The following is a 26,346-nucleotide window of genomic DNA, read 5'->3' as shown; positions in this document are numbered from 1 at the left end:
TCCGCGCGCGGGGGGGGCTTCTCCCCCGCCCCGGCCCCGGGGGGGGGCCACCCCCCCGGGGGTGTTGGGCTGCCACCGCCGGGGGGGGGGGCGGCCACCGCCCCCCCCGCCTCGGCCGGGCGGCTGGTGAGCATCGGCACGGTGCTCACGATGCTGCGCGACGAGTTTCCCGAGGTCACCATCTCGAAGATCCGGTTCCTGGAGGCGGAGGGGCTCGTCGAGCCCAGACGCACACCCTCCGGGTACCGCAAGTTCAGCACCGGGGACGTCGAGCGGCTGGGCCGCATCCTTCGCCTCCAGCGCGATCACTACCTGCCGCTGAAAGTCATCCGCGAGCAGCTGGACGCGCTGGACCGGGGCGAGCAGGTGCGGATCCCGGCGCCCACGGCCCACGGGGACGGCGCGGAGCCCGCCGGGCCCGGCGGCCCTCCGGGCGGGCCCGGGCGGGAGCTGCCGGCCGGTACCCGTGTCGGGCGGGCCGAGCTGATCGCCGCGGCCGAGGCGGACGAGGCCCAACTGGCCGAATGGGAGTCGTACGGGCTGCTCGCGGAGGCCCCGGGCGGCGGGTACGACGCCGATGCCCTCACCGTGGCCCGGCTGGTGGCCGACCTGGGCCGGTTCGGGCTGGAGCCCCGGCACCTGCGGGCCATGAAGGCGGCCGCGGACCGGGAGGCGGGCTTGGTGGAGCAGGTCGTGGCCCCGCTGCGGCGGCACCGCAACCCCCAGACCAGGGCTCATGCGGAGGCCACCGTGAAAGAGCTGGCGGGGCTGTCCGTACGGCTCCACGAGGCCCTGGTCCAGGCCGCCCTCGGGGTGCGGCTGAACTGACCGGCGCGGCCCCGACTACCCAAACCTGCCGGGCAGGTCCTAGGGTTGCTGTGTGAACGAGCTCGACGTTGTGGGTGTCCGGGTGGAAATGCCCTCGAACCAGCCGATCGTGCTCCTGCGTGAAGTGGGAGGCGACCGGTACCTCCCCATCTGGATCGGACCGGGGGAGGCGACCGCGATCGCCTTCGCGCAGCAGGGCATGGCCCCCGCCCGTCCGCTGACCCACGACCTGTTCAAGGACGTGCTGGAGGCGCTCGGTGAGGAGCTCACCGAGGTCCGGATCACGGATCTGCGGGAGGGCGTCTTCTACGCGGAGCTGGTCTTCTCCAGCGGGGTCGAGGTGAGCGCGCGGCCGTCCGACGCCATAGCGCTGGCCCTGCGGACGGGAACGCCGATCTACGGCAGCGACGGCGTGCTGGACGACGCCGGCATCGCGATCCCGGACGAGCAGGAGGACGAGGTGGAGAAGTTCCGCGAGTTCCTCGACCAGATCTCCCCGGAGGACTTCGGCACCGGACCGCAGTGATACAGCGGTCTTGTCAAAGTCGGTGAGGTCGTCGCCCCATTCGGTTAGCCTTGCCCCTCCAAGGGGCACGGGAAACCACTCTCAGGGTGATTATCACTCGGCGTGCCGAGTGTGGCGATCGTTGACGCACCCCTGGCGACTGCCTACCTTCGAGGGGGCAGGTCAAGGACGGAGGGTCGGCGTGAGAGTCACGGGCGACGGTACGACCGGGGGCATCCCCGCACGGAGTGACGCTGGGCCGTACCCGCTCCTCGGGAGTGCGGCGGGCTCGGCGCGCCGTCAGCCGGAGACCTCGCCGACGGCATCGGCGGCAGGCTCCCCGGCGACCGAACAGGTGGGCTACCGCGGGCCGACCGCGTGCGCAGCGGCCGGTATCACGTACCGGCAGCTCGACTACTGGGCGCGGACCGGACTGGTGGAGCCCACGGTGCGCCCCGCGTACGGCTCCGGGACCCAGCGCCTGTACAGCTTCCGGGACGTGGTCGTCCTCAAGATCGTGAAGCGCTTCCTGGACACCGGTGTCGCACTGCAGAACATCCGCAACGCGGTACAGCACCTACGGGAACGCGGTTTCTCGGACCTGGAGCGCATGACGCTGATGAGCGACGGCGCCAGCGTCTACGAGTGCACCTCGCCGGAGCAGGTGGTGCGGCTGCTCCAGGGAGGTCAGGGGATCTTCGGCATCGCCGTGGGCGTGGTCTGGCGGGACGTGGAGAACGCCCTGTCGCAGCTGCACGGCGAGCGGGTCGACACCGGCGAGACCGTGATCGGGCACAACCCGGCGGACGAGCTGGCGGCCCGGCGCAACCGGGCCGGCTGAGCCGCCCGAGCCCCGAGCCCGAGCCCGACGCGACGGCCGACGCCCTGCCGTCGGCCTCCCCGCTCCCGCCCGTGCCCCCCGCCAACCTCGGCATTGTCAGTGGCATGAGGCAGCATCGGTGCTGTGAGAGCCGCGCCCACCATCCTCCATCTCGACATGGACGCCTTCTACGCCTCGGTGGAGCAGGCGTCGAAGCCGAGCCTGCGTGGGAAGGCCGTGATCGTCGGGGGGCTCGGTCCGCGCGGGGTGGTCGCCACCGCCTCGTACGAGGCCAGGCGCTTCGGGGTGCACTCGGCGATGCCGACGGCCCAGGCCAGGCGGCTGTGCCCGAACGGCGCCTACCTGTTCCCCCGTTTCGAGGTGTACCGGTCGGTCAGCGACATCGTGATGGGTCTGCTGCGGGAGCTCTCCCCGCTCGTGGAGCCGCTGAGCCTGGACGAGGCCTTCGTGGACCTGGAGGCGGGCGACGGGGGCGGCGCAGGGGGCGGAGGAGGCCTCTGGGACGCCCGGTCCGCGCGGGAGACCGGAGAGAGGCTGAGGGCGGACATCCTGGCCGCGACGGGCCTCACCGGGTCGGTGGGGCTGGCGGGGTCGAAGATGCTCGCGAAGGTGGCCTCCGAGGAGGCCAAGCCGGACGGGTTGCTGCTGATCGAGCCCGGCACGGAGCGGGAACTGCTCGCTCCGATGTCCGTACGGACCCTGCCCGGGGTGGGGCCCGCCACCGGGGAGCACCTGCGGCGGGCCGGGATCACCACGGTCGGGGAGCTCGCCGAGGCGGGGGAGGACGAGCTGGTCCGGCTGGTCGGGCGGGCGCACGGCGTGGGGCTGTACCGGATGGCCCTGGGCCTGGACGACCGGCCGGTGGTCGCCGAGCGCGATGCGAAGTCGGTGTCGGTGGAGGACACCTTCGACGTGGACCTGCACGACCGGGTGCGGATCCGGACCGAGGTGCAGCGGCTCGCCGACCGGTGCGTGGGGCGGCTGCGGGCCTCCAGGCACTCGGGGCGCACGATCGTGCTGAAGGTGCGACGGTACGACTTCTCCACGCTGACCCGCTCCGAGACGCTGCGGGGGCCGACGGACGATCCGGCGGTGGTGCGGGAGGCCGCGGCACGGCTGCTGGAGGCGGTGGACACCACCGGTGGCGTGCGGCTGCTGGGCGTGGGGGTGACCGGGCTCGCGGACTACACCCAGGAGGACCTGTTCGCGCAGTCCCAGGCGGCTGCCGCGGCTGCCGAAGGCGGCCCCGATGCGTCGCACGAGCCGGGAGTGCCCGGGCAGCCTGCGGGGGGCGCCGGGGGAGAGGGCGCGGAAGGGGCTCAGGGGGCTCCTGAGGCGGTTGCGGGCGACGGTCCGACCGATGGGTCAGCCGACCGGCCGGAGCGGGCCCGTGCGCGGCACTGGGCGGCGGGGAGCGACGTCCGGCACGCCGTGTACGGCCCGGGGTGGGTGCAGGGCAGCGGGCTCGGGCGGGTGACCGTTCGCTTCGAGCAACCGGGCTCGGCCCCCGGGCGGGTGCGTACCTTCCAGATGGACGACCCCGATCTGGAGCCGTCCGATCCGCTGCCGCTCGTGGGGCGGTCCGGATGACCGGGGCGGGCCGGCGGGCTACTCCTCGCCCTGCTCGCCGTTCGCCAGGCGGCCGAAGTCATGCTTGAACGTCAAGTCGGACGGGAGGGTGACGTCCAGCCCGTAGTGGTGGTAGAGCTGCAGCTCCTGCTCGGGTGACAGGTGGCGGCCGACACCGAAGTCCGGGGCGTCCCTGATCAGGGCCCGCTCGAACGGGACGTGCAGGGTCTCGCCGACCAGCTCGCTCGGCTCCAGGGGGATGAAGGCGTCACGGCTGAACAGGCCGGTCCGGACGGCGGCCCATTCCGGCACCCCGGTGGCATCGTCGAGGTAGACCTCGTCGACGGTTCCGATCTTCGTGCCGTTGCGGTCGAACGCCTTGCGGCCGATCAGGCTGCGGGGATCGATGTCTGTCTGCACGGTCCCTCCACACGGGTCGCGACTCCTCCGTCATGACTACGAAAGGGCATTTCCCCGGAGGGGGCCACTCGAGGGAGGTCCGGGAACCTCGCTGGTAGGCTGGGTGGTGGCTGCTGACCCTGTGCGGGAGAGTCCTCCACCGAGCTCGACGGAGGCGCCGAAGGAGCAAATCCTCCCCGGAATCTCTCAGGCATCCGTACCGCACGGACGAGGCCACTCTGGAAAGCAGGAGCGGTGCCGGGCCCGCAGTGCCGGTTCCACTCCTCACCGACGGTGAAAGCCGGACCCCGCGGACGTCCTCCGCAGGATCCGGTGAAGCTCTCAGGTTGAGATGACAGAGGGGGAGGCCGTCCGGGCGCCCGCGCCGTGGCGCCCCTCGCAGGTCGTACGACCAGGAGGCCTCCGTACATGACCGCCAACCGCATTCCGCTCTCCCAGCTGGAGCGAGGCATCCCCTTCGAGCAGCGCCACATCGGCCCGGACGCCGAGGCGCAGGCCAAGATGCTCGCCCAGGTGGGCTACGGCTCGCTCGACGAACTGACCGCCGCCGCGGTTCCGGACGTCATCAAGACCGCCGAGGCGCTGAACCTGCCCGAGGCGCGGACCGAGGCCGAGGTGCTGGCCGAGCTGCGCCGCCTGGCCGGCCGCAACAAGGTCATGACCTCGATGATCGGTCTCGGCTACTACGGGACCTTCACCCCTCCGGTGATCCTGCGCAACGTGATGGAGAACCCGGCCTGGTACACCGCGTACACGCCGTACCAGCCCGAGATCTCCCAGGGCCGCCTCGAGGCGCTGCTGAACTTCCAGACGGTGGTCGCCGAGCTGACCGGCCTGCCGACCTCCGGCGCCTCCCTCCTGGACGAGGGCACCGCCGCCGCCGAGGCCATGACCCTGGCCCGCCGCGTGGGCAAGGCGAAGGGCAACGTGTTCCTCGTCGACGCCGACGCCCTGCCGCAGACCATCGCGGTGGTCGAGACCCGCGCCGAGCCGATCGGCATCGAAGTCGTCGTCGCCGACCTGTCCGCCGGTATCCCGGCCGAGATCGCCGAGCGCGGCGTCTACGGCGTCCTCGTCCAGTACCCGGGCGCCTCCGGTGCCGTACGCGACATCAAGCCGGTCATCGACCAGGCCCACGAGCTCGGCGCGATCGTCGCCGTCGCCGCCGACCTGCTCGCGCTGACCCTGCTGACCTCCCCGGGCGCCCTGGGCGCTGACATCGCCGTCGGCACCACCCAGCGCTTCGGCGTGCCGATGGGCTTCGGCGGCCCGCACGCCGGCTACATGGCCGTCCAGGACAAGCACGCCCGTTCGCTGCCCGGCCGCCTCGTGGGCGTCTCCGTGGACGCGGACGGCAACAAGGCGTACCGCCTGGCGCTGCAGACCCGTGAGCAGCACATCCGCCGTGAGAAGGCCACCAGCAACATCTGCACCGCGCAGGTGCTGCTCGCCGTCATGGCCGGCATGTACGCCGTCTACCACGGCCCCGAGGGTCTCAAGACGATCGCCCGCCGCACGCACCGCTACACGGCGCTGCTCGCCGCCGGTCTCACGGCCGGCGGGGTCGAGCTCGTGCACGGCTCGTACTTCGACACCCTGACCGCCCACGTGCCCGGCAAGGCCGCCGAGGTCGTCGCCGCCGCCCGCGAGGGCGGGGTCAACCTGTTCCAGGTCGACGCCGACCACGTCTCCGTCTCCGTCGACGAGACCACCCTGCGCGCCCACATCGAGGCCGTCTGGGCCGCCTTCGGCGTCACCGCGGACATCACGGCGCTCGACGAGACCACCGCCGACGCGCTGCCCGAAGGCCTGCTGCGCACGGACGAGTACCTCACCCACCCGGTCTTCCACCAGCACCGCTCCGAGACCGCGATGCTGCGCTACCTGCGCAAGCTCGCGGACAAGGACTACGCGCTCGACCGCGGCATGATCCCGCTGGGCTCCTGCACGATGAAGCTCAACGCGACCACCGAGATGGAGCCGGTGACCTGGCCCGAGTTCGGCCAGCTGCACCCCTTCGCCCCGGTCGAGCAGGCCGAGGGGTACCTCACGCTCATCAGCGAGCTGGAGGAACGTCTCTGCGAGGTCACCGGCTACGACAAGGTCTCCATCCAGCCGAACGCCGGCTCCCAGGGCGAGCTCGCCGGCCTGCTCGCCGTCCGCGCCTACCACCGCGCGAACGGCGACGAGCAGCGCACCATCTGCCTCATCCCGTCCTCCGCGCACGGCACCAACGCCGCCAGCGCCGTGATGGCAGGCATGAAGGTCGTCGTCGTCAAGACCGCGGACGACGGCGAGGTGGACGCGGACGACCTGCGCGCCAAGATCGAGCAGCACCGCGACGAGCTCGCCGTGCTGATGATCACCTACCCGTCCACCCACGGTGTGTTCGAGGAGCACGTCGCCGACATCTGCGCCCAGGTCCACGAGGCCGGCGGCCAGGTCTACGTCGACGGCGCCAACCTGAACGCCCTGGTCGGCCTCGCCAAGCCGGGCCACTTCGGCGGCGACGTCTCGCACCTGAACCTGCACAAGACCTTCTGCATCCCGCACGGCGGCGGCGGTCCGGGCGTCGGCCCGGTCGGTGTCCGGGCCCACCTGGCCCCCTACCTGCCGAACCACCCGCTGCAGCCGACCGCCGGCCCCGAGACGGGCGTCGGCCCGATCTCGGCCGCGCCGTGGGGCTCGGCCGGCATCCTGCCGATCTCCTGGTCGTACGTGCGCCTCATGGGCGGCGAAGGCCTCAAGCGCGCCACCCAGGTGGCCGTGCTCGGCGCCAACTACATCGCCAAGCGCCTGGAGCCGCACTACCCGGTGCTCTACACCGGCCCGGGCGACCTGGTCGCGCACGAGTGCATCATCGACCTGCGCCCGCTGTCGAAGGAGACGGGCGTCAGCGTGGACGACATCGCCAAGCGTCTGATCGACTACGGCTTCCACGCCCCGACCATGTCCTTCCCGGTGGCCGGCACGCTGATGATCGAGCCGACGGAGTCCGAGGACCTCGTCGAGATCGACCGGTTCTGCGACGCGATGATCGCCATCCGCGCGGAGATCGAGCGGGTCGCGTCCGGCGAGTGGCCGGCGGAGGACAACCCGCTGCGCAACGCCCCGCACACCGCGGCGATGCTCGGCGGCGAGTGGACGCACGCGTACACCCGGGACGAGGCCCTCTTCCCGGGCGGCGTTTCGGCGACGGAGAAGTACTGGCCGCCGGTGCGCCGTATCGACGGCGCCTTCGGCGACCGCAACCTGGTGTGCTCCTGCCCGCCGCTGGACGAGTACGACAACTGATCCGTGCGGCGACCTGACACAAAAGCATGAGCTGACTGCACGGTGAAGGGGCCGGTCCGGGAGAATTGCTCCCGGGCCGGCCCCTTCGGCTTCGGCGTGCGCTCCGGCGTTCCGTCGAGCCGGCTTCGGCTAGGCCGCCGGCGCCGCCACGAGCGGGCGGTGCGGTGCGATGATCTGGCCGTCCGGCAGCAGCTCACCGGTGTCCTCGAAGAGCAGAACACCGTTGCACAGCAGGCTCCAGCCCTGTTCCGGGTGGTTGGCCACGGGCTTCGCGGCCTCCCGGTCGGCGGAGTCGGCTGACGGGCACGCTGGCTGGTGCTGGCACATGGATGCGTTCTTTCGCTGCGGTGTGGTGTGTGTGCTGCGGCTCGATGCCTTGTTCATGGCCGCCCCCCGTGGTCGACGACTTGATGCGGTCAGTCCCAGTGTTGCCCTCCGGACCTCGGTCCGCAGGGATTTCCGGCAGCTGTCCTCACAGATTGATGACGCATCACCCGTGCGGGCGGTTCAGCCCAACTCCCCTGTCATTTTGGGTGGTTCACGAGTGGCCCGGCGGTACTACGCCGGATGGGCCGTCCGGGGGAGAGGCCTGATCAGGCGGCCGGAGCAGCCAGTGGCGGCCTCATCGGCGGGGCCGGCGGGGTGAGCCGGTGAGTCATCACGGGCAGCAGCTCGGACACCGGATGCGGCCGGTACGCGGCAATGCCCGGCGGGGCCGGGGCCAGCGGCACCAGCAGGTCCGCCGCGGCCGGCAGCCCGGCGGAGGCATCGGCTCCGACCGACCCGTGCAGCCACAGCGTCAGCATGTACAGCTCCGGGACGGACAGCAACCGGGGCTGGTAGTCCTTGCCCAGCGCCTCCGCCAGGCGCAGTGCCCGCTCGGTGGCGGCGACGTAGGGGCCCTCGAAGAAATGGGAGAAGATCCAGCCGTCCGGGGTCAGCCGGGTGTCCGCGGCGGCGATGTGCCGGTCGCCGCTGCGGATCAGGAACCGCCAGCCGGTCAGCCGGGTGCGGGGCGGCCGGGCCGGGGCGGTCGGCTGGGACACGCCGAGCCGGTCGAGGACGTGGACCGGCAGTGGCAGCTCCGCGGTCAGCGGGCCCTGCACGGCGCGCAGGGCGGGGGTGCCCGCCGCGACGGCTGCGGGGGAACCGAGTGCCGTGAGGACGCTGCGGAGGGCAGGCGCGGGAGCCGGGGGGACATGCAGCGGCATGGTGGGTCGCCTCTCACTTGGGAGACCTGTGGATCGGGGGGCAGTGCGGGACGGCGCTGTCGCATTCTGGGGCCAGAGGGGGGCTGAGGGGCAATGGCCGCGCGCCAACTCTCTGCCTCGTTTGCGGAGTTTATACGACATGTGTTCATGCAGTGTTTCGGCTAGCCGGCCCGCCTATTACAGGCAAGGCGCTTACCGGTCCCGCTGACATGGCATGCATGCCGGATACACGCGAACACGTCGCGCTGACCTCGGAGATTACCTGACGGGGGCTCGGCTGGAAAGCTTCGATTATCCGGAACCGGCAAAACCGATGCGGAATTTGCATACGGGTGCTTGCCAGGTGAATGTGCCATGGCGCCCTTCGGCCAAACCGGCGCACGCTCCCTGTCGCGACCCTCCCCGCTGCGTTATCGATCTCGCCTCCGGGGCATCATCGACCGTACACGCGCGTCCGGGTGCCCGGGCGACGCCCACTCGAGGAGGGACGCTTCGATGGGGGAGAAGGTCGTGGCGGGCGGATTCGACCTGTCCGATCGCCGACGGTATCGGAGGAAGCTCCACGAGTGCCTGGAGGGACTGGAGCGGCTTCTGGCGGAGAAGCGGTTCGACCGCCCGAAGAACATGATGGGGCTGGAGATCGAGCTGAATCTGGCGGGGGCCGACGGGATGCCGAGAATGCTGAATGCCCAGGTTCTCGAGCGCATTGCGAGTCAGGATTTCCAGACCGAACTCGGCATGTTCAACCTGGAGGTGAACGTACTTCCGCACCGGCTCGGCGGGCGGGTATTCGACCAGCTCGCCGAAGAGCTGAGCGCGGGGCTCGGCTATGCGCACCGGCAGGCAGCGGCGGTCGACGCGGGCGTGGTGATGATCGGCATCCTGCCGACGATCAGCCGCTCCGACCTGGTCACCGCCAATCTGTCGGCGGTGGACCGCTACTCCCTGCTGAACGAGCAGATCCTGATGCTGCGCGGCGAGGACTTCCTCCTCGACATCGACGGGGTGGAGCGGATGACCTGGAGCACCGGGTCGATCGTCCCGGAGGCCGCCTGCACCTCCGTCCAGCTGCACCTACAGGTGACGCCGGCCCGGTTCTCCGACGTGTGGAACGCGGCACAGGCGGTGACCGCCGTCCAGATAGCCGTCGGCGCCAACTCGCCGTTCCTGTTCGGGCACGAACTGTGGCGGGAGTCCCGTCCACCGCTGTTCACGCAGGCCACCGATACCCGGCCGCCCGAGCTCCAGGCGCAGGGGGTGAGGCCGCGGACCTGGTTCGGGGAGCGTTGGGTGGAGTCGGTGTACGAGCTCTTCGCGGAGAACGTCCGCTTCTTCCCCGCCCTGCTGCCCATCTGCGACGAGGAGGAGCCGCTGCGGGTGCTCGCCGAGGGCGGGGTGCCGAGCCTGCAGGAGCTGGTCCTGCACAACGGCACCATCTACCGGTGGAACCGGCCCGTGTACGGGGTCGCCGACGGAGTGCCGCACCTGCGGGTGGAGAACCGCGTGCTGCCCGCCGGACCGACGGTCGCCGACGTCGTCGCGAACGCCGCCTTCTACTACGGGCTCGTCCGCACCCTCGCCGACGAGCAGCGCCCGGTGTGGACCCGGCTGCCGTTCGCCGAAGCGGAGGCCAACTTCGACGCGGCCTGCCGGTACGGGATCGACGCCCGGCTGCGGTGGCCGCGCCGCGGCCGCGGCGGCGGCCTGGCCAGCGTCCCCGCCGTGAGGCTGGTCCTGGACGAGCTGCTGCCCATGGCCGCTGCGGGGCTGGACGCCTGGGGCATCGAGCGCGCCGACCGGGACCACTACCTCGGCATCATCGAGGAGCGCTGCCGGCGGCGGGTGAACGGGGCGACCTGGCAGGTGGACACCTACCACCGGGCGCTCGCAGCCGGCCTGGACCGGGACGCGGCCCTCGCCGCGATCACCCGCCGTTACAGCGAGCTGATGCACGGGGGCGACCCCGTGCACACCTGGCCGGTCGGCCTTCCCGCGCAGGAGAGGGGGGCGCCCGTACCTGCCCGCAGGCCCTGAGCCGGGCCGCCGCAGCCGGATCGCCGGCCGGTGATCCCGTTCTGCCGCCGAAGGGGCAGTATGGGGTGGTCGGAACGGGATGGCGGAACGGGAGTCGGACGTGCGGGCGCAGCCGGAGCCGGTGGTCGGGTCGTTGGACGAGGACGGGCGGCGGAGCCTCCTGCGCACCGAGACGCTGCTGGTGCTCGCCCTGTCCCTGGGAGCGAGCGCCGTCTCCTCGCTGATCAGCTTCATCGGCTCGCTCACCAAGCCGGGCGGCCTGAAGGACCAGGCCGCCACGCTGAACGGCTCGTACGCCCCCGGCCGGCCCTGGCTGGACCTGGCCTGGCAGTTGTTCGGGATCTGCACCGCGCTGGTGCCCGTGCTGCTGGTCGCCCACCTGCTGACCCGGGAGGGGGTGCCGGGGTTGCGGGTGCTGGGCTTCGACCGCACCCGGCCCGGCTGGGACCTGGCGCGCGGGACGCTGGTGGCGGCGGGGATCGGGAGCGCCGGGCTGGCGTTCTACCTGGCGGCGCGGGCGAGCGGGTTCAACCTCACGGTGGTGCCGGAGGCGCTGCCGGACGTGTGGTGGAAGTTCCCGGTGCTGATCCTCTCCGCGGTGCAGAACTCCGTGGTGGAGGAGGTCATCGTGCTGGCCTACCTGTTGCGCCGACTCGACCAGCTGGGCTGGTCGCCCACGGGCTCCCTGGTGGCCAGCTCGGTGCTGCGCGGTTCGTACCACCTCTACCAGGGCATCGGCGGCTTCATCGGGAACATGGTGATGGGCGCCGTCTTCGTGCTGGCCTACCGCCGGTGGGGGCGGGTGATGCCACTCGTCGTCGCGCACGCCCTGCTCGACATCGTGGCCTTCGGCGGGTACGCGCTGCTCGCGGGCGAGGTGGACTGGCTGCCGACCCCCTCGTAGGCCCTTGTGCCGGGGGGCCGGCGCCGCGCGGGAGGGTCAGGGGCGGGCGAGCAGTTCGCCGTCGATGACGGTGACCGCGTTCCCGGTCAGGAGGGTGCGGTCGCCCGTCAGGGTGACCCGTACCAGGCCCGTGCGGGCACCGCCCTGGAGGCCCGTCAGCTGCGTGCGGCCCAGGCGTTGCGCCCAGAAGGGGGCGAGAGCGGTGTGGGCGCTGCCGGTGACCGGGTCCTCGTCGATCCCGAAGGCCGGAAAGAAGCCGCGGGAGACGAAGTCGTAGCCGCGGGCGGGGTCTTCGGCCCGGGCCGTGACGATCACGCCGCGCCTGGCGTAGCCGCGCAGAGCTGCGATGTCGGGGGTGAGCTCGCGTACGGTCCGCTCGTCCGCCAGCTCTACGACGAGGTCGCCGACGTGCGCGGACGTGTCGTGGACGGACCGGATCTCCGCGCCGAGGGCCTCGCGCACGGCGGGCTCGGGCGCGACGGGGGTCAGGGCGGAGGTCGGGAAGTCCAGGGTGAGGGTGCCGTCCTCGGCCGCCTCGGCGGTGAGGGGGCCGCAGCGGGCGGTGAACCGGATCAGGCCCCGGGCGAGGCCGCTGCTGGCCAGGACGTGCGCGGTGGCCAGGGTGGCGTGGCCGCACATGTCCACCTCCGCGGTGGGGGTGAACCAGCGCAGCGCCCAGTCGGCGTCCCCGCCCGGCGGCAGGGGGTGGGCGAAGGCCGTCTCGGAGAGGTTGACCTCGGCGGCGACCTGCTGCAGCCACGGGTCCGGGGGGAAGCCGTCCTCCAGGAGCAGCACCCCGGCGGGGTTGCCGCCGAAGGGGCGGTCGGTGAAGGCGTCGACGATTCGGAGGCGCATGGCCCGACGGTAGGGCCGTTCCTTGATCGCAGACAAAGGCCAATCCCGGAGGACTGGACCGGTCAGGTGATCGACGAGGCCCGGAAGCAGTTCCACCCGATCCTGGCCGTGGCCGACGGGCCTTGGTCGGCGGCTGCGGCGCGTGCCCCGCGGGCCCGACTGCCCGCGGGGCACGCCCGCGCGTGCGGGGTGGCCGAAACCCGGAGGGGTCAGGCGACCAGGCCGGCGAGCTTGCGCAGCGACTCGTTCAGGGCGGCGGTGGCGGAGTCCTTGAGTTTCCCCGCCATCAAGGAGACGGCCGCCCCGGTGAACTCCCCGTCGATGCGGACGACGGTGGCCCCGCCGTCGGGGACCAGGGTGTAGCGGGTGAGGACGGCGACCCCCATCGGGCCCTTGCCGGTGATGGCGAAGAGGCGCTCCTCCTCCAGTTCCGAGACGGTCCAGACGACCTCGGCCGGAAAGCCCATCATCTTCATGTTCTCCTCGAAGGTCACGCCGACCGCGAGGTCCTGCGGTCCGCCCTTCGGGAAGCTCGTGTGCGTCATGCTCCACCGGCCGTACGCCGGCCAGTCCGTCAGCTGGGCCCAGAGTCGTGCGGGGGACGCCTCGATGCGTGATTGCGCGGTCACTTCCGCCATGCCGTCACCACCCCTCTCGTCGGGTACGTGCGGCGGAACGTAGCCCCGGCGGGCGGAACACACAATACTGACGAGTCGTCAGATGAGTAAGGGCCGGTCACGGCGGGTATCGGCTGTGTCTCAACAGGCGTCACGGGCATGACGGTCCTGACAAGCCCTGTCATGATGGCCGGATGCAAGCGTCTGGGAGGAACGCCGGACTCGGCCTCGCGCTGGTCTCCGCGTTCGCGTTCGGTGGTTCGGGAGTGGCGGCGAAGCCGCTGATCGAGGCGGGGCTGGATCCCCTGCACATGGTCTGGCTCAGGGTCGGCGGGGCAGCGCTGGTGCTGTCTCCGCTGGCCTGGCGGCACCGGGCCCTGCTGCGCCGCAAACCGCTGCTGCTCGCCGGCTTCGGCATCGTCGCCGTCGCGGGCGTGCAGGCCTTCTACTTCGCCTCCCTGTCCCGCATCCCCGTCGGTGTCGCTCTGCTGCTGGAGTACCTGGGGCCGGCGCTGCTGCTCGGCTGGATCCGCTTCGTGCAGCGCAGGCCGGTGACCCGGGCGGCTGCGGCCGGAGCCGCGGTGGCCGTGGTGGGCCTGGCGTGCGTGGTGGAGGTCTGGGCCGGACTGAAGCTGGACGCGCTGGGAGTGCTGCTCGGCCTCTGCGCCGCCTGCTGCCAGGCCTTCTACTTCGTCTTCGCCGACCAGGGTGCCGACGGCGAGGACGCGCCCGACCCGATCGGCGTGATCGCGTACGGCATGCTCATCGGCGCGCTCGTGATGACGGTGCTCGCCCGCCCGTGGGAGATCGACTGGCAGGTGCTGGGCGGCCAGGCGTGGATGGGCGACACGGCGGTGCCCGCGCCACTGCTGCTCGGCTGGGTCGTGCTCGTCGCGACCGTGTTCGCGTATCTGACCGGCATCGTGTCCGTGCGCAGCCTCTCCCCGCAGGTGGCCTCCGTCGTGGCGTTCCTGGAGGCCGTCGTCGCCACCGTGTTCGCCTGGGTCCTGCTCGGCGAGCACCTGTCGACGCCGCAGGTCATCGGCGGTGCGCTAGTGCTGGGCGGAGCTTTCATCGCCCAGACCGCGCGCCCGGCGGCGACGCCGGTACGGGAAGCGGAGCGGCCCGTACCGGTCGCGGTCGACCGGGAGACCACCACCGCATAGGGTGGCGGGCATGCATTCGACCGTGCTTCCGCCGCCCGCCGCCTAGCGCGGGCGGCCGACACCGCACCGACGAGGACCTGGCCCGGGAGGCTCCCGGGCCGGTCCGTGCTGCCCGCGAAGCGATGAGCCGTCCCTTTCATCCTTCACGCATGCGCGGAGAAAACACGTGTCGAACCACTCGCCCGCTCCTGGGCGCGGTCTGCTGTCCCTCGTCATCGCCGGCGTCGCTTGGGGCACCGCCGGTGCTGCCGCCTCACTCCTCTACCTGGCCAGTGACCTCGGTCCGCTCGCCCTGACGTTCTGGCGCTGCGCGGGCGGCCTCGCCGTGCTGCTGGGCGTGCTCGCCGTACGCCGGGTGCTCACCGTGCGCCGGGTACGCCGAAGCCGACCCCGCCGTGCGACTGCCGCGCCGCGCCCCTCCGCGGGCTCGCTCGTCGGGACGGGGCTGCTGTTCACGGTCTTCCAGGCCGCGTACTTCGCCGCCGTGCAGGAGACCGGCCTCGCGGTGGGCACCGTGGTCACCCTCGGGGCCGGGCCGGTGCTGATCGCCGTCGGGGCCTGGTACCGGATGGGCGAACGGCTCGGCGCGGGCGGGGTGGCCGCCGTCGCCGGTGCGCTCGCCGGGCTCGCCGTGCTCGTCCTCGGCGGTGGCTCCGGGGCGGTGCGGCCGCTCGGCGTCGGCTGGGCCCTGGTCTCGGCCGCCGGGTACGCGGGGATGACCCTGCGGGCCCGTGCGCTCGGGCGGCGCGGCGCCGCGGGCGATCCGCTGGTCACCACCGCCTGGTCGGCCGCGGTGGGGGCGCTGTGCCTGCTGCCGCTCGCCGCCGTGGAGGGGCTGCTGCCGCACACTGCGGAACCGGGGCGGGTGCTGTGGCTGCTGGTGTACGTCGCCACCGTGCCGACGGCCCTGGCGTACGCCCTCTACTTCACCGGGGCGGCGGTGGTGCGGGCCGCGACGGTGTCGGTGATCATGCTGATCGAGCCGGTCAGCGCAGCCGTGATCGCCGTTCTCGTGCTCGGGGAGCGGCTGACCGGAGCGGTGGCGCTCGGCACCGTCCTGCTGCTGAGCGCGGTCGGCGGGCTGATCGCCGCCGAGGCCCGGCGGCCGGCGGACGGCGCTGCGCCCCCCGGTGGTGAGCCGGTGGGCGGTGGGGCGCAGGCCCGGCCCGCCGCACCGGCTCAGAGCGCCGCGAGGTAGTCAGGAGCGGCGGTGCCCGGGGCCAGGCCGTCGGCCGGTACGGGGGTCCCGTGCACCGGCGCGACCGGGACCACGCCCGACCAGTAGGGCAGGTCCAGGTCCTCGGGGTCGTCGTTCGGGCCGCCGGCCCGCAGCTTCGCCGACACCTCGGCCAGGTCCACGCGGATCACCGCGGTGGCGGCGAGCTCCCGGGCGTTCGCGGGCCGGCAGTCGGCCGAGCGGCCCGGCACCACGTGGTCGACCAGGGCGTCCAGGGCCGTGCGGCGCTCGTCCTCGTCGGTCACCTGGTAGGCGGTGCCGTGCACGATCACCGAGCGGTAGTTGATCGAGTGGTGGAACGCCGAGCGTGCCAGCACCAGGCCGTCCACGTGCGTCACGGTGAGGCAGACCGGCAACCCCGGGTCGGCCTTGCCCGCGGCGAGCAGCGGGCGGGAGCCGGTGGAGCCGTGGACGTACAGGGTTTCACCGACCCGCGCGTACAGCGTGGGCAGGACCACCGGCGCCCCGTCGCGGACGAAGCCGAGGTGGCAGACGTAGGCCTGGTCGAGTATCGCGTGCACGGTTGCGCGGTCGTAGCGCGCCCGCTCGCGGGAGCGGGTCGGGACCGTACGGCCGGTGGGCTCGTAGGTCTCGGTGGGCTCGTAGGTCTCGGCGGTCTCGGCGGTCTCGGCGGTCTCGGGCCTGGCGGTCATGGCGCGACTCCATTGCACTAGTGCATAATGGTCTTTGTGCTAGAAGAGTATCGGTTCACAGGGCGTCGGGCATCGGACATCGCCGCCAGCGTGGAGAAGGGTGTGGGGTCGGGCGCGCTCCCGCCCGGAACGCTGCTGCCGCCGATGCGGGAGCTCGCCGGTGTGCTGGGGGTGAACCCGAACACCGTGGCCGCCGCCTACCGCACGTTGCGCGAGCGCGGGGTCATCGAGACGGACGGGCGGCGCGGCAGCCGGGTGCGGGGCCGGCCGGCCAGTGCCCCGCGGGACGAGCTGCGCCCTGCGGTACCGCCGGGCACGCGCGATGTGGCGTCCGGCAATCCGGACGTGCGGCTGCTGCCGCGGTTGGACGCCGCGCTCGCCGCGGCCGCGGCACGCTACGAGCAGCAGCCGACCCTGTACGGGCACGATCCGGTCGCGCCGGAGCTGGCGCGGCCGGCCCGGGCCGGGTTCGACGCGGACGGGGTGCCGTCCGGGCCGCTGGCGGTGACCTCGGGCGCGCTGGACGGGATCGAGCGGGTGCTGAACGCACACCTGCGCCCCGGCGACGCGGTCGCCGTCGAGGACCCCGGTTGGGGGAGCATGCTGGACCTGATGGCAGCGCTCGGCCTGCGGGTGGAGCCGGTGGCCGTGGACGACGAGGGGCCGTCGGCCGCAGGGGTGGAGCAGGCCCTGCAGCGCGGGGCGCGGGCGTTGCTGGTGACCTCCCGGGCCCAGAACCCGACCGGGGCGGCCGTGAGCGGGCGGCGCGCGGCGGAGCTGCGGGCGGTACTGGCGGCCCACCCCCAGGTGCTGGTGATCGACGACGACCACGGGCACGGCATCGTCGACGTGCCGCTGCACCCGCTCGGCGGGGTGACCCGGCACTGGGCGCTGGTGCGGTCGACGGCGAAGGCGTACGGGCCGGACCTGCGCCTGGCGGTGCTGACCGGCGACGACGTGACCCTGGACCGGGTCCGCGGGCGCCAGCGGCTCGGGCCGGGATGGGTGAGCCGGGTGCTCCAGTACGCGGTGGCGGACCTGTGGTCCTCGGGGCTGGTCGACCCGGCGGCGGTCGCACGCTCCTACGGGGAGCGGCGCGGGGCCCTGGTCGCGGCCCTGGGGGAGCGCGGGGTACGGGCACACGGGCGCAGCGGGATGAACGTGTGGGTGCCCGTCGCCGACGAGACGGGAGTGGTGGCGCGGATGCTGGCGGCCGGGTGGGCGGTGGCGCCGGGCAGCCGGTTCCGGGTGCGGTCGGGGTCCGGCGTACGGGTGACGGTGTCCGGGCTGGAGCCCGCCGAGGTGGCCCTGCTCGCCGACGCCCTCGCGGCGGCGGTACGCCCCGCCCCGGCCGGCCGCTTCGACTGACCGGGCGGCCGGGCGCCACAGCGCCGGGTGGCGGGGGGCGGAGACCGGGCGGCCGGGCCGGGCCGGGCCGAGCGCGAGCAGGAAGCGGAACGTGGAAGGCGGAGCCGTGCCGGGTCCCGCCGGGTGGACCTACGGTGCGACCGTCGCCGGTGGTCGTGCGGGCGGACGACTCAGCGGCGGCGGGTCTGGGTGAGGGCTGCGCCCGCCAGGACGACGGCCGCGCCGACCGGGGTGTTCCAGTGGAGCTGCTCGCCCAGCAGCAGCACGCCCGCCGTGGTGGCGATGACGGGGATGAAATAGGTGACCATCTGGGCCGTGGTCGGGCCGATCTCCGCCACCAGGCCGTACTGCATCTGCAGGGCCATCCCCGTGCCGAGCGCTCCCAGGGCGATCACGGCCAGCGTCGGCCACAGCGGCAGCGAGGTCGGCGCCGCCGTGAACAGGGCGCTGACCAGCAGCAGCTGGAGGGTGGAGACCAGCAGCTGCGCGCCGGTCAGGGCCACGGGGGAGCCCGGCACCGAGGCCAGGGTGCGGCGGACGTAGATCCAGCCGATCGGGTAGCAGAGCGAGGCCAGCAGGGCGAAGGCGGTGCCCTTGGCGTCGATGCCGGAGAAGCCCTGCCAGGCGCCGAGGACGGTCAGCACCCCGAGGAAGCCCAGGCCGAGGCCGGCGACGCGGCGCCGGGTCGGGCGGTCCTCGGACAGCGCCACCAGCGACAGTGCCATTCCCCACAGCGGGGAGGTGGCGTTGCAGATGCCCGCCAGGCTGGACGGGATCGTCAGTTCCGCGTACGAGAAGAGCGAGAACGGCAGGGTGTTGAGCAGCAGCGCCGCCACGGTGAGGTGGGCCCAGGTGCGCCGGCCGCGGGGGAGCGGCTCGCGCCGGACCAGGAGTACCGCCAGCAGGGCCAGCGCCCCGAAGAACACCCGCCCCAGGGCGACGTGGAACGGCGCGTACCCCTGCGTCCCCACCTTGATCAGGAGGAAGCTGAAGCCCCACACCACCGAGAGGAGCGCGAAGCGGAGGCGCCAGTCCATGAGGGCGGACCGGACGGACCGGACGGGCCGGGCGAGCGGGGACGTGCGGACTGCGCCCGGCGACGGCGCGGGACGGGGTGTGGCGGGTGCGCTCATGGGGAGTACTCTGCTCCGCTCAACTACGTAGGACAAGCGAGATTTCTTTGGCGTGACGGCGTAGCATCGCTTACATGTTGAACCTGGAGCGCCTGCGTACCCTGGACGCACTCGCCCGCCACGGCTCGGTCAGCGGCGCGGCCGACGGCCTGCACGTCACCACCTCCGCGGTGTCCCAGCAGATGGCCAAGCTGGAGCGCGAGGTCGGCCAGCCGTTGCTCGCCAAGAACGGGCGCGGGGTCCGCCTCACCGACGCCGGGCGGCTCCTCGCCGACCACGCGGCCCGGATCCTCTCGCAGGTGGAGATCGCCCAGGCCGATGTCGAGGCCCAGCGCGGGCACGCCGTCGGCGAACTGCGGATCGGGGCCTTCCCCACCGCGATGCGCGGGCTGCTCCCCGGGGCGCTGACCGCGCTGGCCGCCGCCCACCCCGGACTGCGGGCCCTGGTGCGCGAGCAGGAGCCGGAAGAGAGCATGGCGGCCGTCGTGCGCGGCGACCTCGACCTGGCCCTGGCCATCGACTGGCACAACAAGCGGATGCCGGTGCCGGCCGAGCTCACCCGCGCCCACCTCCTCGACGACGCCTGCGACATCGCGGTGCCCGTCGGCCACCCGCTGGCCGACCGGGCGCGCATCTCCCTCGGGGAGTTCGCGGCCGACGAGTGGATCTCCTGGAACGAGGGCCAGTTCTGCCACGAATGGCTCGTCTACACCCTGCGCGGGCTGGGAGTGGAGCCCCGCATCCGGCACATCGCCGAGGAACACCACACCCAGCTCGCCTTCGTCGAAGCCGGACTCGGGGTGTGCGTGACCCCCCGGCTCGGCCGCGGGCCGGTGCCGGCCGGCGTCCGCCTGCTGCCCGTGTCCGACGCCGTCCGCCGGCACGTCTACGTGGTCTGGCGGGCCGACGCCGACCGGCGCCCCTCGATCAGGGCCGCCGTCGACGCCCTACGCGAGGTCGCCGCGGGGCTCTGAGCCCGTGTACGGGCCCGGCGCCGCGCCCCTACAGCTTGCGGAAGTCCCAGGAGACGACCGAATCCGGGGTGAGGCGGATCCAGGCGTGCCGCCCGTCGTGCGGCATCTGCGCGATGCCGAAGTTCTTGGCCGGGAAGATCCGCTCCACCTCCGCCAGCTCCGGGCACGGCCCGCCCGTGCGCGGGGCCTCGCCGACGAAGACGGCGCGGCCCGACAGCTCGACCCCGCGCAGCTCCCCGTACGCCTCGCCCGCGTCCACGACCACCGAGATCCGCGGGTTCCGGCGCAGGTCGGCCCAGCGGCGGCTGCGCGTGATCGAGTACAGCCACAGCGAGGTGCCGTCCCAGGCGAACCACAGGGCGCCCACGTGCGGGCGGCCGTCCGGCGATACGGTCGCCACCCGGCAGGTGCGCTGCTCGCGCAGGAAGGCGTCGACCTCCTCGTCGGTCATCATGATGCGGCGGCCCCGTCGCTGGGTCGCGCGTGCGCCGTCCGACTGCTCCGTCGGCTCCATCGGCTCCATCGGCTCCATCCGTACCGCACCCCACCCCTTCACATCTGACTGTGTGTCAGGAATCATGCGGGCTCTTCGGTCGCCACGCCAGGGGGAGCCATGACCCGACCCGAGCCCGCCACCGCAACCGAGCCCGCCACCACCGCGCTGCTCACCGTCGAGTGCCAGAACGGCGTCGTCGGCGAGGAGAGCGCCCTGCCCGAACTGGCCGAGGAGGCCCGGGACTCCGGGATGCTGGAGCGGGTGGCCGCACTGGTCGACGCCGCACACGCGGCGGGCGTCCAGGTGCTGCACGCCGTCGCCGAGCGGCGGCCGGACGGGCGCGGGGCCAGTGCCAACGCCCGGCTGTTCGGGGCCGCCGGCCGGCTCCCGGTGCGCCAGCTGACCGGGAGCCGGGCGGTCCGGGTCGCACCGCCCATCCGGGTCGCCGAAGAGGACCTGGTGGTACGCCGCCTGCACGGCCTGTCGCCGATGGCCGGGACCGAGGTGGACGCCCTCCTGCGCAACCTCGGCGTCCGCACCCTCGTCGTCGCCGGCGTCTCCTCCAACATCGCGATCCCGAACACCGTCTTCGACGCCGTCAACCTCGGCTACCGGGTCGTGGTCCCCACCGACGCCATCGCCGGGGTGCCCGCCGCCTACACCGCGGAGGTGGTCCGCAACTCCCTCTCCCTGGTCGCCGAGCTGACCACCACGGCCGCGCTCGTATATGCGTGGGCCCCCGCCCGCTGACCCCCGTAACCTGGGCGGATGCTGTCCGAAGTGATCGCGACCCGCTACGTCACGCCGCTGCGTGAGGGCGGCTCGCTGCCGGGGATCGTCGAGGCCGACGATCTCGGAACCTACGTCATGAAGTTCACCGGAGCCGGCCAGGGCCGCAAGACCCTGGTCGCCGAGGTCATCTGCGGCCGCCTGGCCCAGCGGCTGGGGCTGCGGGTGCCGCGCCTGGTGCAGATGCAGCTCGACCCCGTCATCGGGCTCGCCGAGCCCGACCAGGAGGTGCAGGAGTTGCTCAAGGCCAGCGGCGGCCTCAACCTCGGGATGGACTACCTGCCCGGGTCGATCGGCTTCGACCCGCTCGCGTACCGGGTCGACCCGGTCGAGGCCGGCCGCGTGGTCTGGTTCGACGCCCTCGTCAACAACGTCGACCGGTCCTGGCGCAATCCGAACATGCTGGTCTGGCACGGGAAGCTGTGGCTGATCGACCACGGCGCCACCATGATCTGGCACCACAACTGGCCCACCGCGCAGAGCGCTGCGGCCAAGCCCTACAACGCCTCCGACCACGCCCTGGCCCCCGTCGGCCCGGACCTCGCGGCGGCCGCCGCCGAGCTCGCCCCCCTGGTCACCGAGGAGCTGCTCACCGAGGTGGCCGCCGACGTCCCCGACGAGTGGCTGGTGGACGAGCCCGGCTTCGACTCGGCCGACGCCGTGCGACGCGCCTACGTGGAGGCCCTGGTGCCCCGTGCGGCCACCATCCACGAGAGGATCTCCATGGAGCCGGAGGTGAAGGCTCCGCAGAAGCCGCCGGGCTGGCTGACCGATCACCTCCCCGAATGGCCCCACACGACCAGGAACAAGCAGAAGAGCGGCGACGAGTGACCAAGCGGGACGTGTTCGAGTACGCGCTGGTGCGCGTGGTACCCCGGGTGGAGCGCGGCGAGTGCTTCAACGCCGGAGTGATCGTCTACTGCCGGGCGCGCTCGTACGTCGCCGCGCGCACCCACCTCGACGAGGCGAAGCTCCTCGCACTGGACCCGGAGGCCGACGTGACCGGCGTACGCGCCGCCCTGCGCGGTGTAGAGGGCGTGTGCAGCGGCGGCGAGGAGGCCGGCCAGGCCGCGGGTGACGACCCGGGCCGCCGGTTCCGCTGGCTGATCGCGCCGCGCAGCACGGTGGTGCAGCCCGGGCCGGTGCACACCGGGCTGACGGTCGACCCCGAAGCCGAAGTGGAACGGTTGCTCGATCTGCTGGTGCGTTGATCCGTTCTGCTCCGGGGCCCCGGGCCCGGCGCCGTTGACACCGGGTGCCGGGGCTCCTAGCGTCTCCTCAACTGAAGCTACTAAGCGGTTGCTCACCCCTGGGTGGCCGCCAAGAGGATTCCAAGGGCGAGGAGATCCAGCATGTCCACCACCGAGCAGCGCGTCGCCGTCGTGACCGGGGCGGCCCGGGGCATCGGCGCGGCCACCGCCGTCCGCCTGGCCGCCGAGGGCCGGGCCGTCGCCGTACTCGACCTCGATGAGGCAGCCTGCAAGGACACCGTCGAGGCCATTACGCGCGCCGGCGGCAAGGCCCTGGCGGTCGGCTGCGACGTCTCGGACGCGGCGCAGGTGGAAGCGGCGGTCGAGCGTGTCGCGAGCGAGCTGGGCGCCCCGACCATCCTGGTCAACAACGCCGGTGTGCTGCGCGACAACCTGCTGTTCAAGATGAGCGACAGCGACTGGGACACCGTCATGAACGTCCACCTGCGCGGCGCGTTCCTGATGGCGAGGGCCTGTCAGAAGTACATGGTGGACGCCAAGTTCGGCCGCATCGTGAACCTGTCGAGCAGCTCGGCCCTCGGCAACCGCGGCCAGCTCAACTACTCCGCCGCCAAGGCTGGGTTGCAGGGCTTCACCAAGACCCTGGCCATCGAGCTCGGCAAGTTCGGCGTCACCGCCAACGCCGTCGCCCCCGGCTTCATCGCCACGGAGATGACCGCCCAGACGGCGGCCCGCGTCGGCATGGGCTTCGAGGAGTTCCAGGCCGCCGCCGCCACGCAGATCCCCGTCCAGCGCGTCGGGAACCCGGACGACATCGCCAACGCGATCGCGTTCTTCACGGGCGAGGCCGCCGGCTTCGTGTCCGGCCAGGTCCTGTACGTGGCCGGCGGCCCGCTCAACTGACGAAAGGCGGACGACCGACCATGGCGTACCAAGGAACGGACAGCGGCAAGGTCGCGCTGATCACCGGCGCGAGCCGGGGCATCGGCTACGGCATCGCAGAGGCGCTGGTGGCCCGGGGTGACCGGGTGTGCATCACCGGCCGCAACGAGGAGGCGCTCAAGGAGGCCGTCGAGGGGCTCGGTGCGGACCGGGTGATCGGCGTCGCCGGCAAGGCGCACGACGAGGACCACCAGGCCGTCGCCGTCGAGCGCACGATGGAGGCCTTCGGGCGGGTCGACTTCCTGATCAACAACGCGGGCACCAATCCGGTCTTCGGTCCCATCGCGGACCTGGACCTGAACGTGGCCCGCAAGGTCTTCGAGACCAACGTGATCTCCGCGCTCGGATTCGCCCAGCGCACCTGGCACGCCTGGCAGAAGGACAACGGCGGCGCGATCGTGAACATCGCCTCGATCGCCGGCATCTCCGCCTCGCCCTTCATCGGCGCGTACGGGATGAGCAAGGCCGCCATGGTCAACCTCACCCTTCAGCTCGCGCACGAGATGGCGCCGGGGGTCCGGGTCAACGCGATCGCGCCCGCGGTGGTCAAGACCAGGTTCGCTCAGGCGCTCTACGAAGGCCGGGAGACGGAGGCCGCCTCCGCCTACCCGCTCGGGCGCCTGGGGGTTCCGGCGGACATCGGCGGAGCTGCGGCATTTCTCACCTCCGCGCAAGCGGAATGGATCACCGGTCAAACTCTGGTCGTGGACGGAGGAATGTTCCTCAATGCCGGAGTCCACTGATCGATAACCGGACGTATTTGCCTCCCGACGGGAGGCAAATACGTATCGAACAGGCGCGAAATCGGTCAAGTGTCACACCAAACCTACCCATTGGATTTGTGACGCACTGCGCTAGGGTTTGCCGCACCCCTGGCAGATCGAGGAGCGTGCACGTGTCCAACCGGACCAGAAGCCTGCAGATCACTGCGGCCCTTGCGTCCATATCCCTGCTCGCCGGATGCGGCATGCTTTCCGACGACAGCAAAGACGCCGAGAAGAGAATCGTCGTCGGCACGACGAGCGCCCCGAGCACCCTCGATCCCGCCGCCGCATGGGACGGCTCCTGGGAGCTGTACCGCAACGTCTACCAGACCCTCCTGGCGTTCCCCACGGGCTCCTCCAAGCCCCAGCCGGACGCCGCCCAGAACTGCGAGTTCACCGACTCCGCGAACGAGTCGTACCGCTGCACCCTGCGCAAGGGCCTGAAGTTCTCCAACGGTGAGGCGCTCGACGCCAAGGCCGTCAAGTACTCCCTCGACCGGATCCGGACCATCGGCTCCAAGGTCGGCCCCAAGGACCTCTTCGGCAGCCTCGACAAGATCGAGACCCCCGACGCGCAGACCGTCGTCTTCCACCTGAAGACCCCCGACGCGACGTTCCCCTTCGTCCTCGGCTCGCCCGCCGCCTCGCTGGTCGCACCCAAGGACTATCCGGCCGACAAGGTCCGCGAGGACGGCAAGGTCACCGGCTCCGGCCCGTACCTGCTGGAGTCGTACAAGGAGGGCAGTGAGGCCGTCCTCGCCAAGAACGCCGGCTACAGCGGCTTCGCGAACCTCCGCAACGACGGCGTCACCATCCGCTACTTCGCCGACGCCGCCCAGATGGTCGGCGCGTTGAAGAGCAAGGAGATCGACGCCACCTACCGAGGACTGTCGGCCCCGCAGATCAAGGAGCTGCAGGCGCCCGAGGCCCACGCGCAGGGCGTCCAGGTCGTCGAGAACGTCGGCGCCGAGATCCGTTACCTGGTGTTCAACCCCCAGGACCCCAACGTCAACAAGCTCCCGGTGCGCCAGGCGATCGCCCAGCTCATCGACCGCGGGGCGATCGTCTCCAAGGTCTACCAGGGCACCGCCGAGCCGCTGTACTCGATGGTCCCGAAGGGTGTCGTGGGTCACAAGACGCCCTTCTACGACAAGTACGGCCAGGCGGACGTCGCCAAGGCCAAGAAGATCCTCAAGGACGCCGGGATCAACCAGCCGGTCGAGCTGACCTTCTGGTACACCACCGACCGCTACGGCGCCTCGACGGCCGACGAGTTCACCGAGATCAAGCGCCAGCTGGACGAGAGCGGACTGTTCAAGGTCACCCTGCGCAGCCAGCCCTGGAAGACCTTCCAGGAGGGCTACAAGAGCGGCCAGTACCCCGTCTTCGGTCGAGGCTGGTTCCCCGACTTCCCGGACCCGGACAACTTCATCGCGCCGTTCGTCGGCAAGGAGAACGCGGTCGGCACCCCGTACGAGAACGCGGAGATCCTCACCGACCTGCTGCCCAAGTCCCGCCGCGAGAGCGACCGCGCCGCAGGGGTCCAGCAGTTCGAGCAGGCTCAGCGGATCTTCGCGGACGACGTCCGGCTGCTGCCGCTCTGGCAGGGCAAGCTGTACGTCGCCGCACGCGAGGACATCGCGGGCGCCGAGCGGGCGCTGGACCCGCAGACCGTCTTCCAGATGTGGGAGCTGTACCGCAAGACCAGCTGGTAGCCGCCCTGCCGGGGTCTTCGGACCCCGGCGGGTGAAGCGTTGTCAGTGGGCCCCGGTAGGTTCTGGAGCTGTCGCACCACGCAGTTGCGCAGACTTGTACTACCGGAGGTTGTCGCCGTGACCCAGATGCTGCCCGAGTCCTGGCTCCCCGTCCTCGGCGGGGAGCTGGACCAGCCCTACTTCAAGGAGCTCACCGAGTTCGTCGAGAAGGAGCGGGCGAACGGGCCGGTCTACCCGCCCCGCGAGCAGGTCTTCGCGGCCCTGGAGGCCACCCCCTTCGAGAAGGTGAAGGTCCTCGTCCTCGGCCAGGACCCCTACCACGGCGCCGGCCAGGGCCACGGCCTGTGCTTCTCCGTCCGGCCGGGCGTCAAGACGCCGCCGTCGCTGCGCAACATCTACAAGGAAATGCACGAGGAGCTCGGCACCCCCGTCCCGGACAACGGGTACCTGATGCCGTGGGCCGAGCAGGGCGTCCTCCTGCTCAACGCGGTGCTCACCGTCCGCGAGGCCGAGCCCAACTCGCACAAGGGCCGGGGCTGGGAGAAGTTCACCGATGCGGTGATCCGCGCCGTGGCCGACCGCCCCGACCCGGCCGTCTTCGTGCTGTGGGGCGCGTACGCGCAGAAGAAGCTCCCCCTGATCGACCAGGAGCGGCACGTGGTCGTCAAGGGCGCCCACCCGTCCCCGCTGTCGGCCAAGAAGTTCTTCGGCTCCCGCCCCTTCACGCAGATCAACGAGGCCGTCGCCGCGCAGGGCCATGAGCCGATCGACTGGCGGATCCCGGACCTGGGCTGAGCGACGACCGCGCCTCGGCTCCGCG

26 protein-coding genes and 1 riboswitch are annotated in these 26,346 nt (G+C 72.2%); of the genes, 18 read left to right on the top strand and 8 right to left on the bottom strand.

The window, feature by feature from the left end; translation table 11 throughout:
- Positions 1-69: 69 nt before the first annotated feature.
- From ACFV7Q_RS19235 to ACFV7Q_RS19220, 4 genes are all read left to right on the top strand, one after another.
- A complete protein-coding gene (locus ACFV7Q_RS19235; protein ID WP_385429849.1) occupies positions 70-828 on the top strand; it encodes a MerR family transcriptional regulator in 759 nt (252 codons plus the stop codon).
- 52 nt (positions 829-880) lie between these two features.
- Positions 881-1,354, top strand: a complete 474-nt coding sequence (locus ACFV7Q_RS19230; RefSeq protein WP_360637280.1) for a bifunctional nuclease family protein — start codon at positions 881-883, stop codon at positions 1,352-1,354.
- A gap of 181 nt (positions 1,355-1,535) precedes the next feature.
- A complete protein-coding gene (locus ACFV7Q_RS19225; RefSeq protein ID WP_385429830.1) occupies positions 1,536-2,174 on the top strand; it encodes a MerR family transcriptional regulator in 639 nt (212 codons plus the stop codon).
- 123 nt (positions 2,175-2,297) lie between these two features.
- Positions 2,298-3,764: a DNA polymerase IV gene (locus ACFV7Q_RS19220; protein ID WP_385429829.1), complete on the top strand. Its 1,467-nt coding sequence runs from the start codon at positions 2,298-2,300 to the stop codon at positions 3,762-3,764.
- 18 nt (positions 3,765-3,782) lie between these two features.
- On the opposite strand, the gene ACFV7Q_RS19215 is transcribed toward ACFV7Q_RS19220, so the two are convergent.
- On the bottom strand, positions 3,783-4,163 hold the full coding sequence (locus ACFV7Q_RS19215; protein WP_385429827.1) for a PRC-barrel domain-containing protein: 381 nt from the start codon (positions 4,161-4,163) through the stop codon (positions 3,783-3,785).
- 114 nt (positions 4,164-4,277) lie between these two features.
- A riboswitch (glycine riboswitch) is annotated at positions 4,278-4,375 on the top strand.
- Positions 4,376-4,571: 196 nt separating this feature from the next.
- On the opposite strand from ACFV7Q_RS19215, the gene gcvP reads away from it, so the two are divergent.
- The gene (gcvP, locus tag ACFV7Q_RS19210) at positions 4,572-7,457 is read left to right on the top strand and encodes an aminomethyl-transferring glycine dehydrogenase (protein ID WP_385429826.1); all 2,886 of its coding nucleotides are present in this window, start codon (positions 4,572-4,574) and stop codon (positions 7,455-7,457) included.
- Positions 7,458-7,586: 129 nt separating this feature from the next.
- Here gcvP and ACFV7Q_RS19205 read toward each other — a convergent pair whose 3' ends face one another.
- Both ACFV7Q_RS19205 and ACFV7Q_RS19200 read right to left on the bottom strand, forming a co-directional pair.
- Positions 7,587-7,784, bottom strand: coding sequence for a DUF5999 family protein (locus ACFV7Q_RS19205; protein WP_385429824.1), 198 nt, complete (start codon positions 7,782-7,784; stop codon positions 7,587-7,589).
- Between the two features lie 266 nt (positions 7,785-8,050).
- A complete protein-coding gene (locus ACFV7Q_RS19200) occupies positions 8,051-8,668 on the bottom strand; it encodes a hypothetical protein (RefSeq protein ID WP_385429822.1) in 618 nt (205 codons plus the stop codon).
- A 495-nt stretch (positions 8,669-9,163) separates the two neighbouring features.
- Between ACFV7Q_RS19200 and ACFV7Q_RS19195 the strand changes: the two genes are divergently transcribed.
- Positions 9,164-10,702, top strand: coding sequence for a glutamate-cysteine ligase family protein (locus ACFV7Q_RS19195; RefSeq protein WP_385429820.1), 1,539 nt, complete (start codon positions 9,164-9,166; stop codon positions 10,700-10,702).
- A gap of 79 nt (positions 10,703-10,781) precedes the next feature.
- Complete coding sequence (locus tag ACFV7Q_RS19190; protein WP_385429818.1) at positions 10,782-11,606, top strand: CPBP family intramembrane glutamic endopeptidase; 825 nt, start codon at positions 10,782-10,784, stop codon at positions 11,604-11,606.
- 36 nt (positions 11,607-11,642) lie between these two features.
- On the opposite strand, the gene ACFV7Q_RS19185 is transcribed toward ACFV7Q_RS19190, so the two are convergent.
- Positions 11,643-12,461 (bottom strand): PhzF family phenazine biosynthesis protein, encoded by an 819-nt coding sequence (locus ACFV7Q_RS19185; protein WP_385429817.1) that lies wholly within the window; start codon positions 12,459-12,461, stop codon positions 11,643-11,645.
- Positions 12,462-12,670: 209 nt separating this feature from the next.
- Complete coding sequence (locus ACFV7Q_RS19180; RefSeq protein ID WP_385429815.1) at positions 12,671-13,099, bottom strand: SRPBCC family protein; 429 nt, start codon at positions 13,097-13,099, stop codon at positions 12,671-12,673.
- A 173-nt stretch (positions 13,100-13,272) separates the two neighbouring features.
- Here ACFV7Q_RS19180 and ACFV7Q_RS19175 point away from each other — a divergent pair, with 173 nt between their 5' ends.
- Together ACFV7Q_RS19175 and ACFV7Q_RS19170 are read left to right on the top strand one after the other, a co-directional pair.
- Positions 13,273-14,244, top strand: a complete 972-nt coding sequence (locus tag ACFV7Q_RS19175; RefSeq protein ID WP_385429814.1) for a DMT family transporter — start codon at positions 13,273-13,275, stop codon at positions 14,242-14,244.
- 166 nt (positions 14,245-14,410) lie between these two features.
- Positions 14,411-15,442 (top strand): DMT family transporter, encoded by a 1,032-nt coding sequence (locus tag ACFV7Q_RS19170; RefSeq protein ID WP_385429813.1) that lies wholly within the window; start codon positions 14,411-14,413, stop codon positions 15,440-15,442.
- Here the strand turns inward: ACFV7Q_RS19170 and ACFV7Q_RS19165 are convergent.
- Positions 15,424-16,134, bottom strand: a complete 711-nt coding sequence (locus ACFV7Q_RS19165; protein ID WP_385429811.1) for a pyridoxamine 5'-phosphate oxidase family protein — start codon at positions 16,132-16,134, stop codon at positions 15,424-15,426. The two genes, ACFV7Q_RS19170 and ACFV7Q_RS19165, sit on opposite strands and share 19 nt — an antisense overlap.
- Positions 16,135-16,161: 27 nt before the next feature.
- Here ACFV7Q_RS19165 and ACFV7Q_RS19160 point away from each other — a divergent pair, with 27 nt between their 5' ends.
- Positions 16,162-17,502 carry an aminotransferase class I/II-fold pyridoxal phosphate-dependent enzyme gene (locus tag ACFV7Q_RS19160; RefSeq protein ID WP_385429810.1) on the top strand — a complete coding sequence of 447 codons (1,341 nt, stop codon included), beginning with the start codon at positions 16,162-16,164 and terminating at the stop codon, positions 17,500-17,502.
- 170 nt (positions 17,503-17,672) lie between these two features.
- Here ACFV7Q_RS19160 and ACFV7Q_RS19155 read toward each other — a convergent pair whose 3' ends face one another.
- Positions 17,673-18,635, bottom strand: coding sequence for a DMT family transporter (locus ACFV7Q_RS19155; protein WP_385429808.1), 963 nt, complete (start codon positions 18,633-18,635; stop codon positions 17,673-17,675).
- 74 nt (positions 18,636-18,709) lie between these two features.
- Here ACFV7Q_RS19155 and ACFV7Q_RS19150 point away from each other — a divergent pair, with 74 nt between their 5' ends.
- Entirely contained in the window at positions 18,710-19,609 is a 900-nt protein-coding gene (locus tag ACFV7Q_RS19150) for a LysR substrate-binding domain-containing protein (protein WP_385429807.1), read from the top strand.
- A 28-nt stretch (positions 19,610-19,637) separates the two neighbouring features.
- Here ACFV7Q_RS19150 and ACFV7Q_RS19145 read toward each other — a convergent pair whose 3' ends face one another.
- Positions 19,638-20,123: a pyridoxamine 5'-phosphate oxidase family protein gene (locus ACFV7Q_RS19145; RefSeq protein ID WP_385429847.1), complete on the bottom strand. Its 486-nt coding sequence runs from the start codon at positions 20,121-20,123 to the stop codon at positions 19,638-19,640.
- Between the two features lie 99 nt (positions 20,124-20,222).
- Here ACFV7Q_RS19145 and ACFV7Q_RS19140 point away from each other — a divergent pair, with 99 nt between their 5' ends.
- The 7 genes from ACFV7Q_RS19140 (at position 20,223) to ACFV7Q_RS19110 (ending at position 26,321) form a co-directional block, all read left to right on the top strand.
- The gene (locus tag ACFV7Q_RS19140) at positions 20,223-20,855 is read left to right on the top strand and encodes an isochorismatase family protein (RefSeq protein ID WP_385429805.1); all 633 of its coding nucleotides are present in this window, start codon (positions 20,223-20,225) and stop codon (positions 20,853-20,855) included.
- Positions 20,856-20,873: 18 nt separating this feature from the next.
- A complete protein-coding gene (locus tag ACFV7Q_RS19135) occupies positions 20,874-21,725 on the top strand; it encodes a HipA family kinase (RefSeq protein ID WP_385429803.1) in 852 nt (283 codons plus the stop codon).
- Entirely contained in the window at positions 21,722-22,105 is a 384-nt protein-coding gene (locus tag ACFV7Q_RS19130) for a DUF3037 domain-containing protein (protein WP_385429801.1), read from the top strand. The genes ACFV7Q_RS19135 and ACFV7Q_RS19130 overlap by 4 nt, the downstream gene beginning before the upstream one ends.
- Positions 22,106-22,246: 141 nt before the next feature.
- Positions 22,247-23,008, top strand: coding sequence for a 3-oxoacyl-ACP reductase FabG (gene fabG, locus ACFV7Q_RS19125; protein WP_385429799.1), 762 nt, complete (start codon positions 22,247-22,249; stop codon positions 23,006-23,008).
- A 20-nt stretch (positions 23,009-23,028) separates the two neighbouring features.
- Positions 23,029-23,790, top strand: coding sequence for an SDR family oxidoreductase (locus ACFV7Q_RS19120; RefSeq protein ID WP_385429797.1), 762 nt, complete (start codon positions 23,029-23,031; stop codon positions 23,788-23,790).
- 146 nt (positions 23,791-23,936) lie between these two features.
- Positions 23,937-25,526, top strand: a complete 1,590-nt coding sequence (locus tag ACFV7Q_RS19115; RefSeq protein WP_385429795.1) for an ABC transporter substrate-binding protein — start codon at positions 23,937-23,939, stop codon at positions 25,524-25,526.
- A 126-nt stretch (positions 25,527-25,652) separates the two neighbouring features.
- Entirely contained in the window at positions 25,653-26,321 is a 669-nt protein-coding gene (locus tag ACFV7Q_RS19110; protein ID WP_385429846.1) for a uracil-DNA glycosylase, read from the top strand.
- Positions 26,322-26,346 lie beyond the last annotated feature (25 nt).

This window comes from Streptomyces sp. NPDC059851, from assembly GCF_042732005.1.
Classification (GTDB): domain Bacteria; phylum Actinomycetota; class Actinomycetes; order Streptomycetales; family Streptomycetaceae; genus Streptomyces.
The sequence above is the reverse complement of the archived record's forward strand: the minus strand, read 5'-3'. Positions and strand labels throughout refer to the sequence as shown.

Excerpts from the sequence above, each read along its gene's own strand:
- gcvP (WP_385429826.1), top strand. The coding sequence starts at position 4,572 with ATGACCGCCAACCGCATTCCGCTCTCCCAGCTGGAGCGAGGCATCCCC.
- ACFV7Q_RS19205 (WP_385429824.1), bottom strand. The coding sequence starts at position 7,784 with ATGTGCCAGCACCAGCCAGCGTGCCCGTCAGCCGACTCCGCCGACCGG.
- ACFV7Q_RS19200 (WP_385429822.1), bottom strand. The coding sequence starts at position 8,668 with ATGCCGCTGCATGTCCCCCCGGCTCCCGCGCCTGCCCTCCGCAGCGTC.
- ACFV7Q_RS19195 (WP_385429820.1), top strand. The coding sequence starts at position 9,164 with ATGGGGGAGAAGGTCGTGGCGGGCGGATTCGACCTGTCCGATCGCCGA.
- ACFV7Q_RS19190 (WP_385429818.1), top strand. The coding sequence starts at position 10,782 with ATGGCGGAACGGGAGTCGGACGTGCGGGCGCAGCCGGAGCCGGTGGTC.
- ACFV7Q_RS19185 (WP_385429817.1), bottom strand. The coding sequence starts at position 12,461 with ATGCGCCTCCGAATCGTCGACGCCTTCACCGACCGCCCCTTCGGCGGC.
- ACFV7Q_RS19180 (WP_385429815.1), bottom strand. The coding sequence starts at position 13,099 with ATGGCGGAAGTGACCGCGCAATCACGCATCGAGGCGTCCCCCGCACGA.
- ACFV7Q_RS19175 (WP_385429814.1), top strand. The coding sequence starts at position 13,273 with ATGCAAGCGTCTGGGAGGAACGCCGGACTCGGCCTCGCGCTGGTCTCC.
- ACFV7Q_RS19165 (WP_385429811.1), bottom strand. The coding sequence starts at position 16,134 with ATGACCGCCAGGCCCGAGACCGCCGAGACCGCCGAGACCGCCGAGACC.
- ACFV7Q_RS19160 (WP_385429810.1), top strand. The coding sequence starts at position 16,162 with ATGGTCTTTGTGCTAGAAGAGTATCGGTTCACAGGGCGTCGGGCATCG.
- ACFV7Q_RS19155 (WP_385429808.1), bottom strand. The coding sequence starts at position 18,635 with ATGAGCGCACCCGCCACACCCCGTCCCGCGCCGTCGCCGGGCGCAGTC.
- ACFV7Q_RS19150 (WP_385429807.1), top strand. The coding sequence starts at position 18,710 with ATGTTGAACCTGGAGCGCCTGCGTACCCTGGACGCACTCGCCCGCCAC.
- ACFV7Q_RS19145 (WP_385429847.1), bottom strand. The coding sequence starts at position 20,123 with ATGGAGCCGACGGAGCAGTCGGACGGCGCACGCGCGACCCAGCGACGG.
- ACFV7Q_RS19140 (WP_385429805.1), top strand. The coding sequence starts at position 20,223 with ATGACCCGACCCGAGCCCGCCACCGCAACCGAGCCCGCCACCACCGCG.
- ACFV7Q_RS19135 (WP_385429803.1), top strand. The coding sequence starts at position 20,874 with ATGCTGTCCGAAGTGATCGCGACCCGCTACGTCACGCCGCTGCGTGAG.
- fabG (WP_385429799.1), top strand. The coding sequence starts at position 22,247 with ATGTCCACCACCGAGCAGCGCGTCGCCGTCGTGACCGGGGCGGCCCGG.
- ACFV7Q_RS19120 (WP_385429797.1), top strand. The coding sequence starts at position 23,029 with ATGGCGTACCAAGGAACGGACAGCGGCAAGGTCGCGCTGATCACCGGC.
- ACFV7Q_RS19110 (WP_385429846.1), top strand. The coding sequence starts at position 25,653 with ATGCTGCCCGAGTCCTGGCTCCCCGTCCTCGGCGGGGAGCTGGACCAG.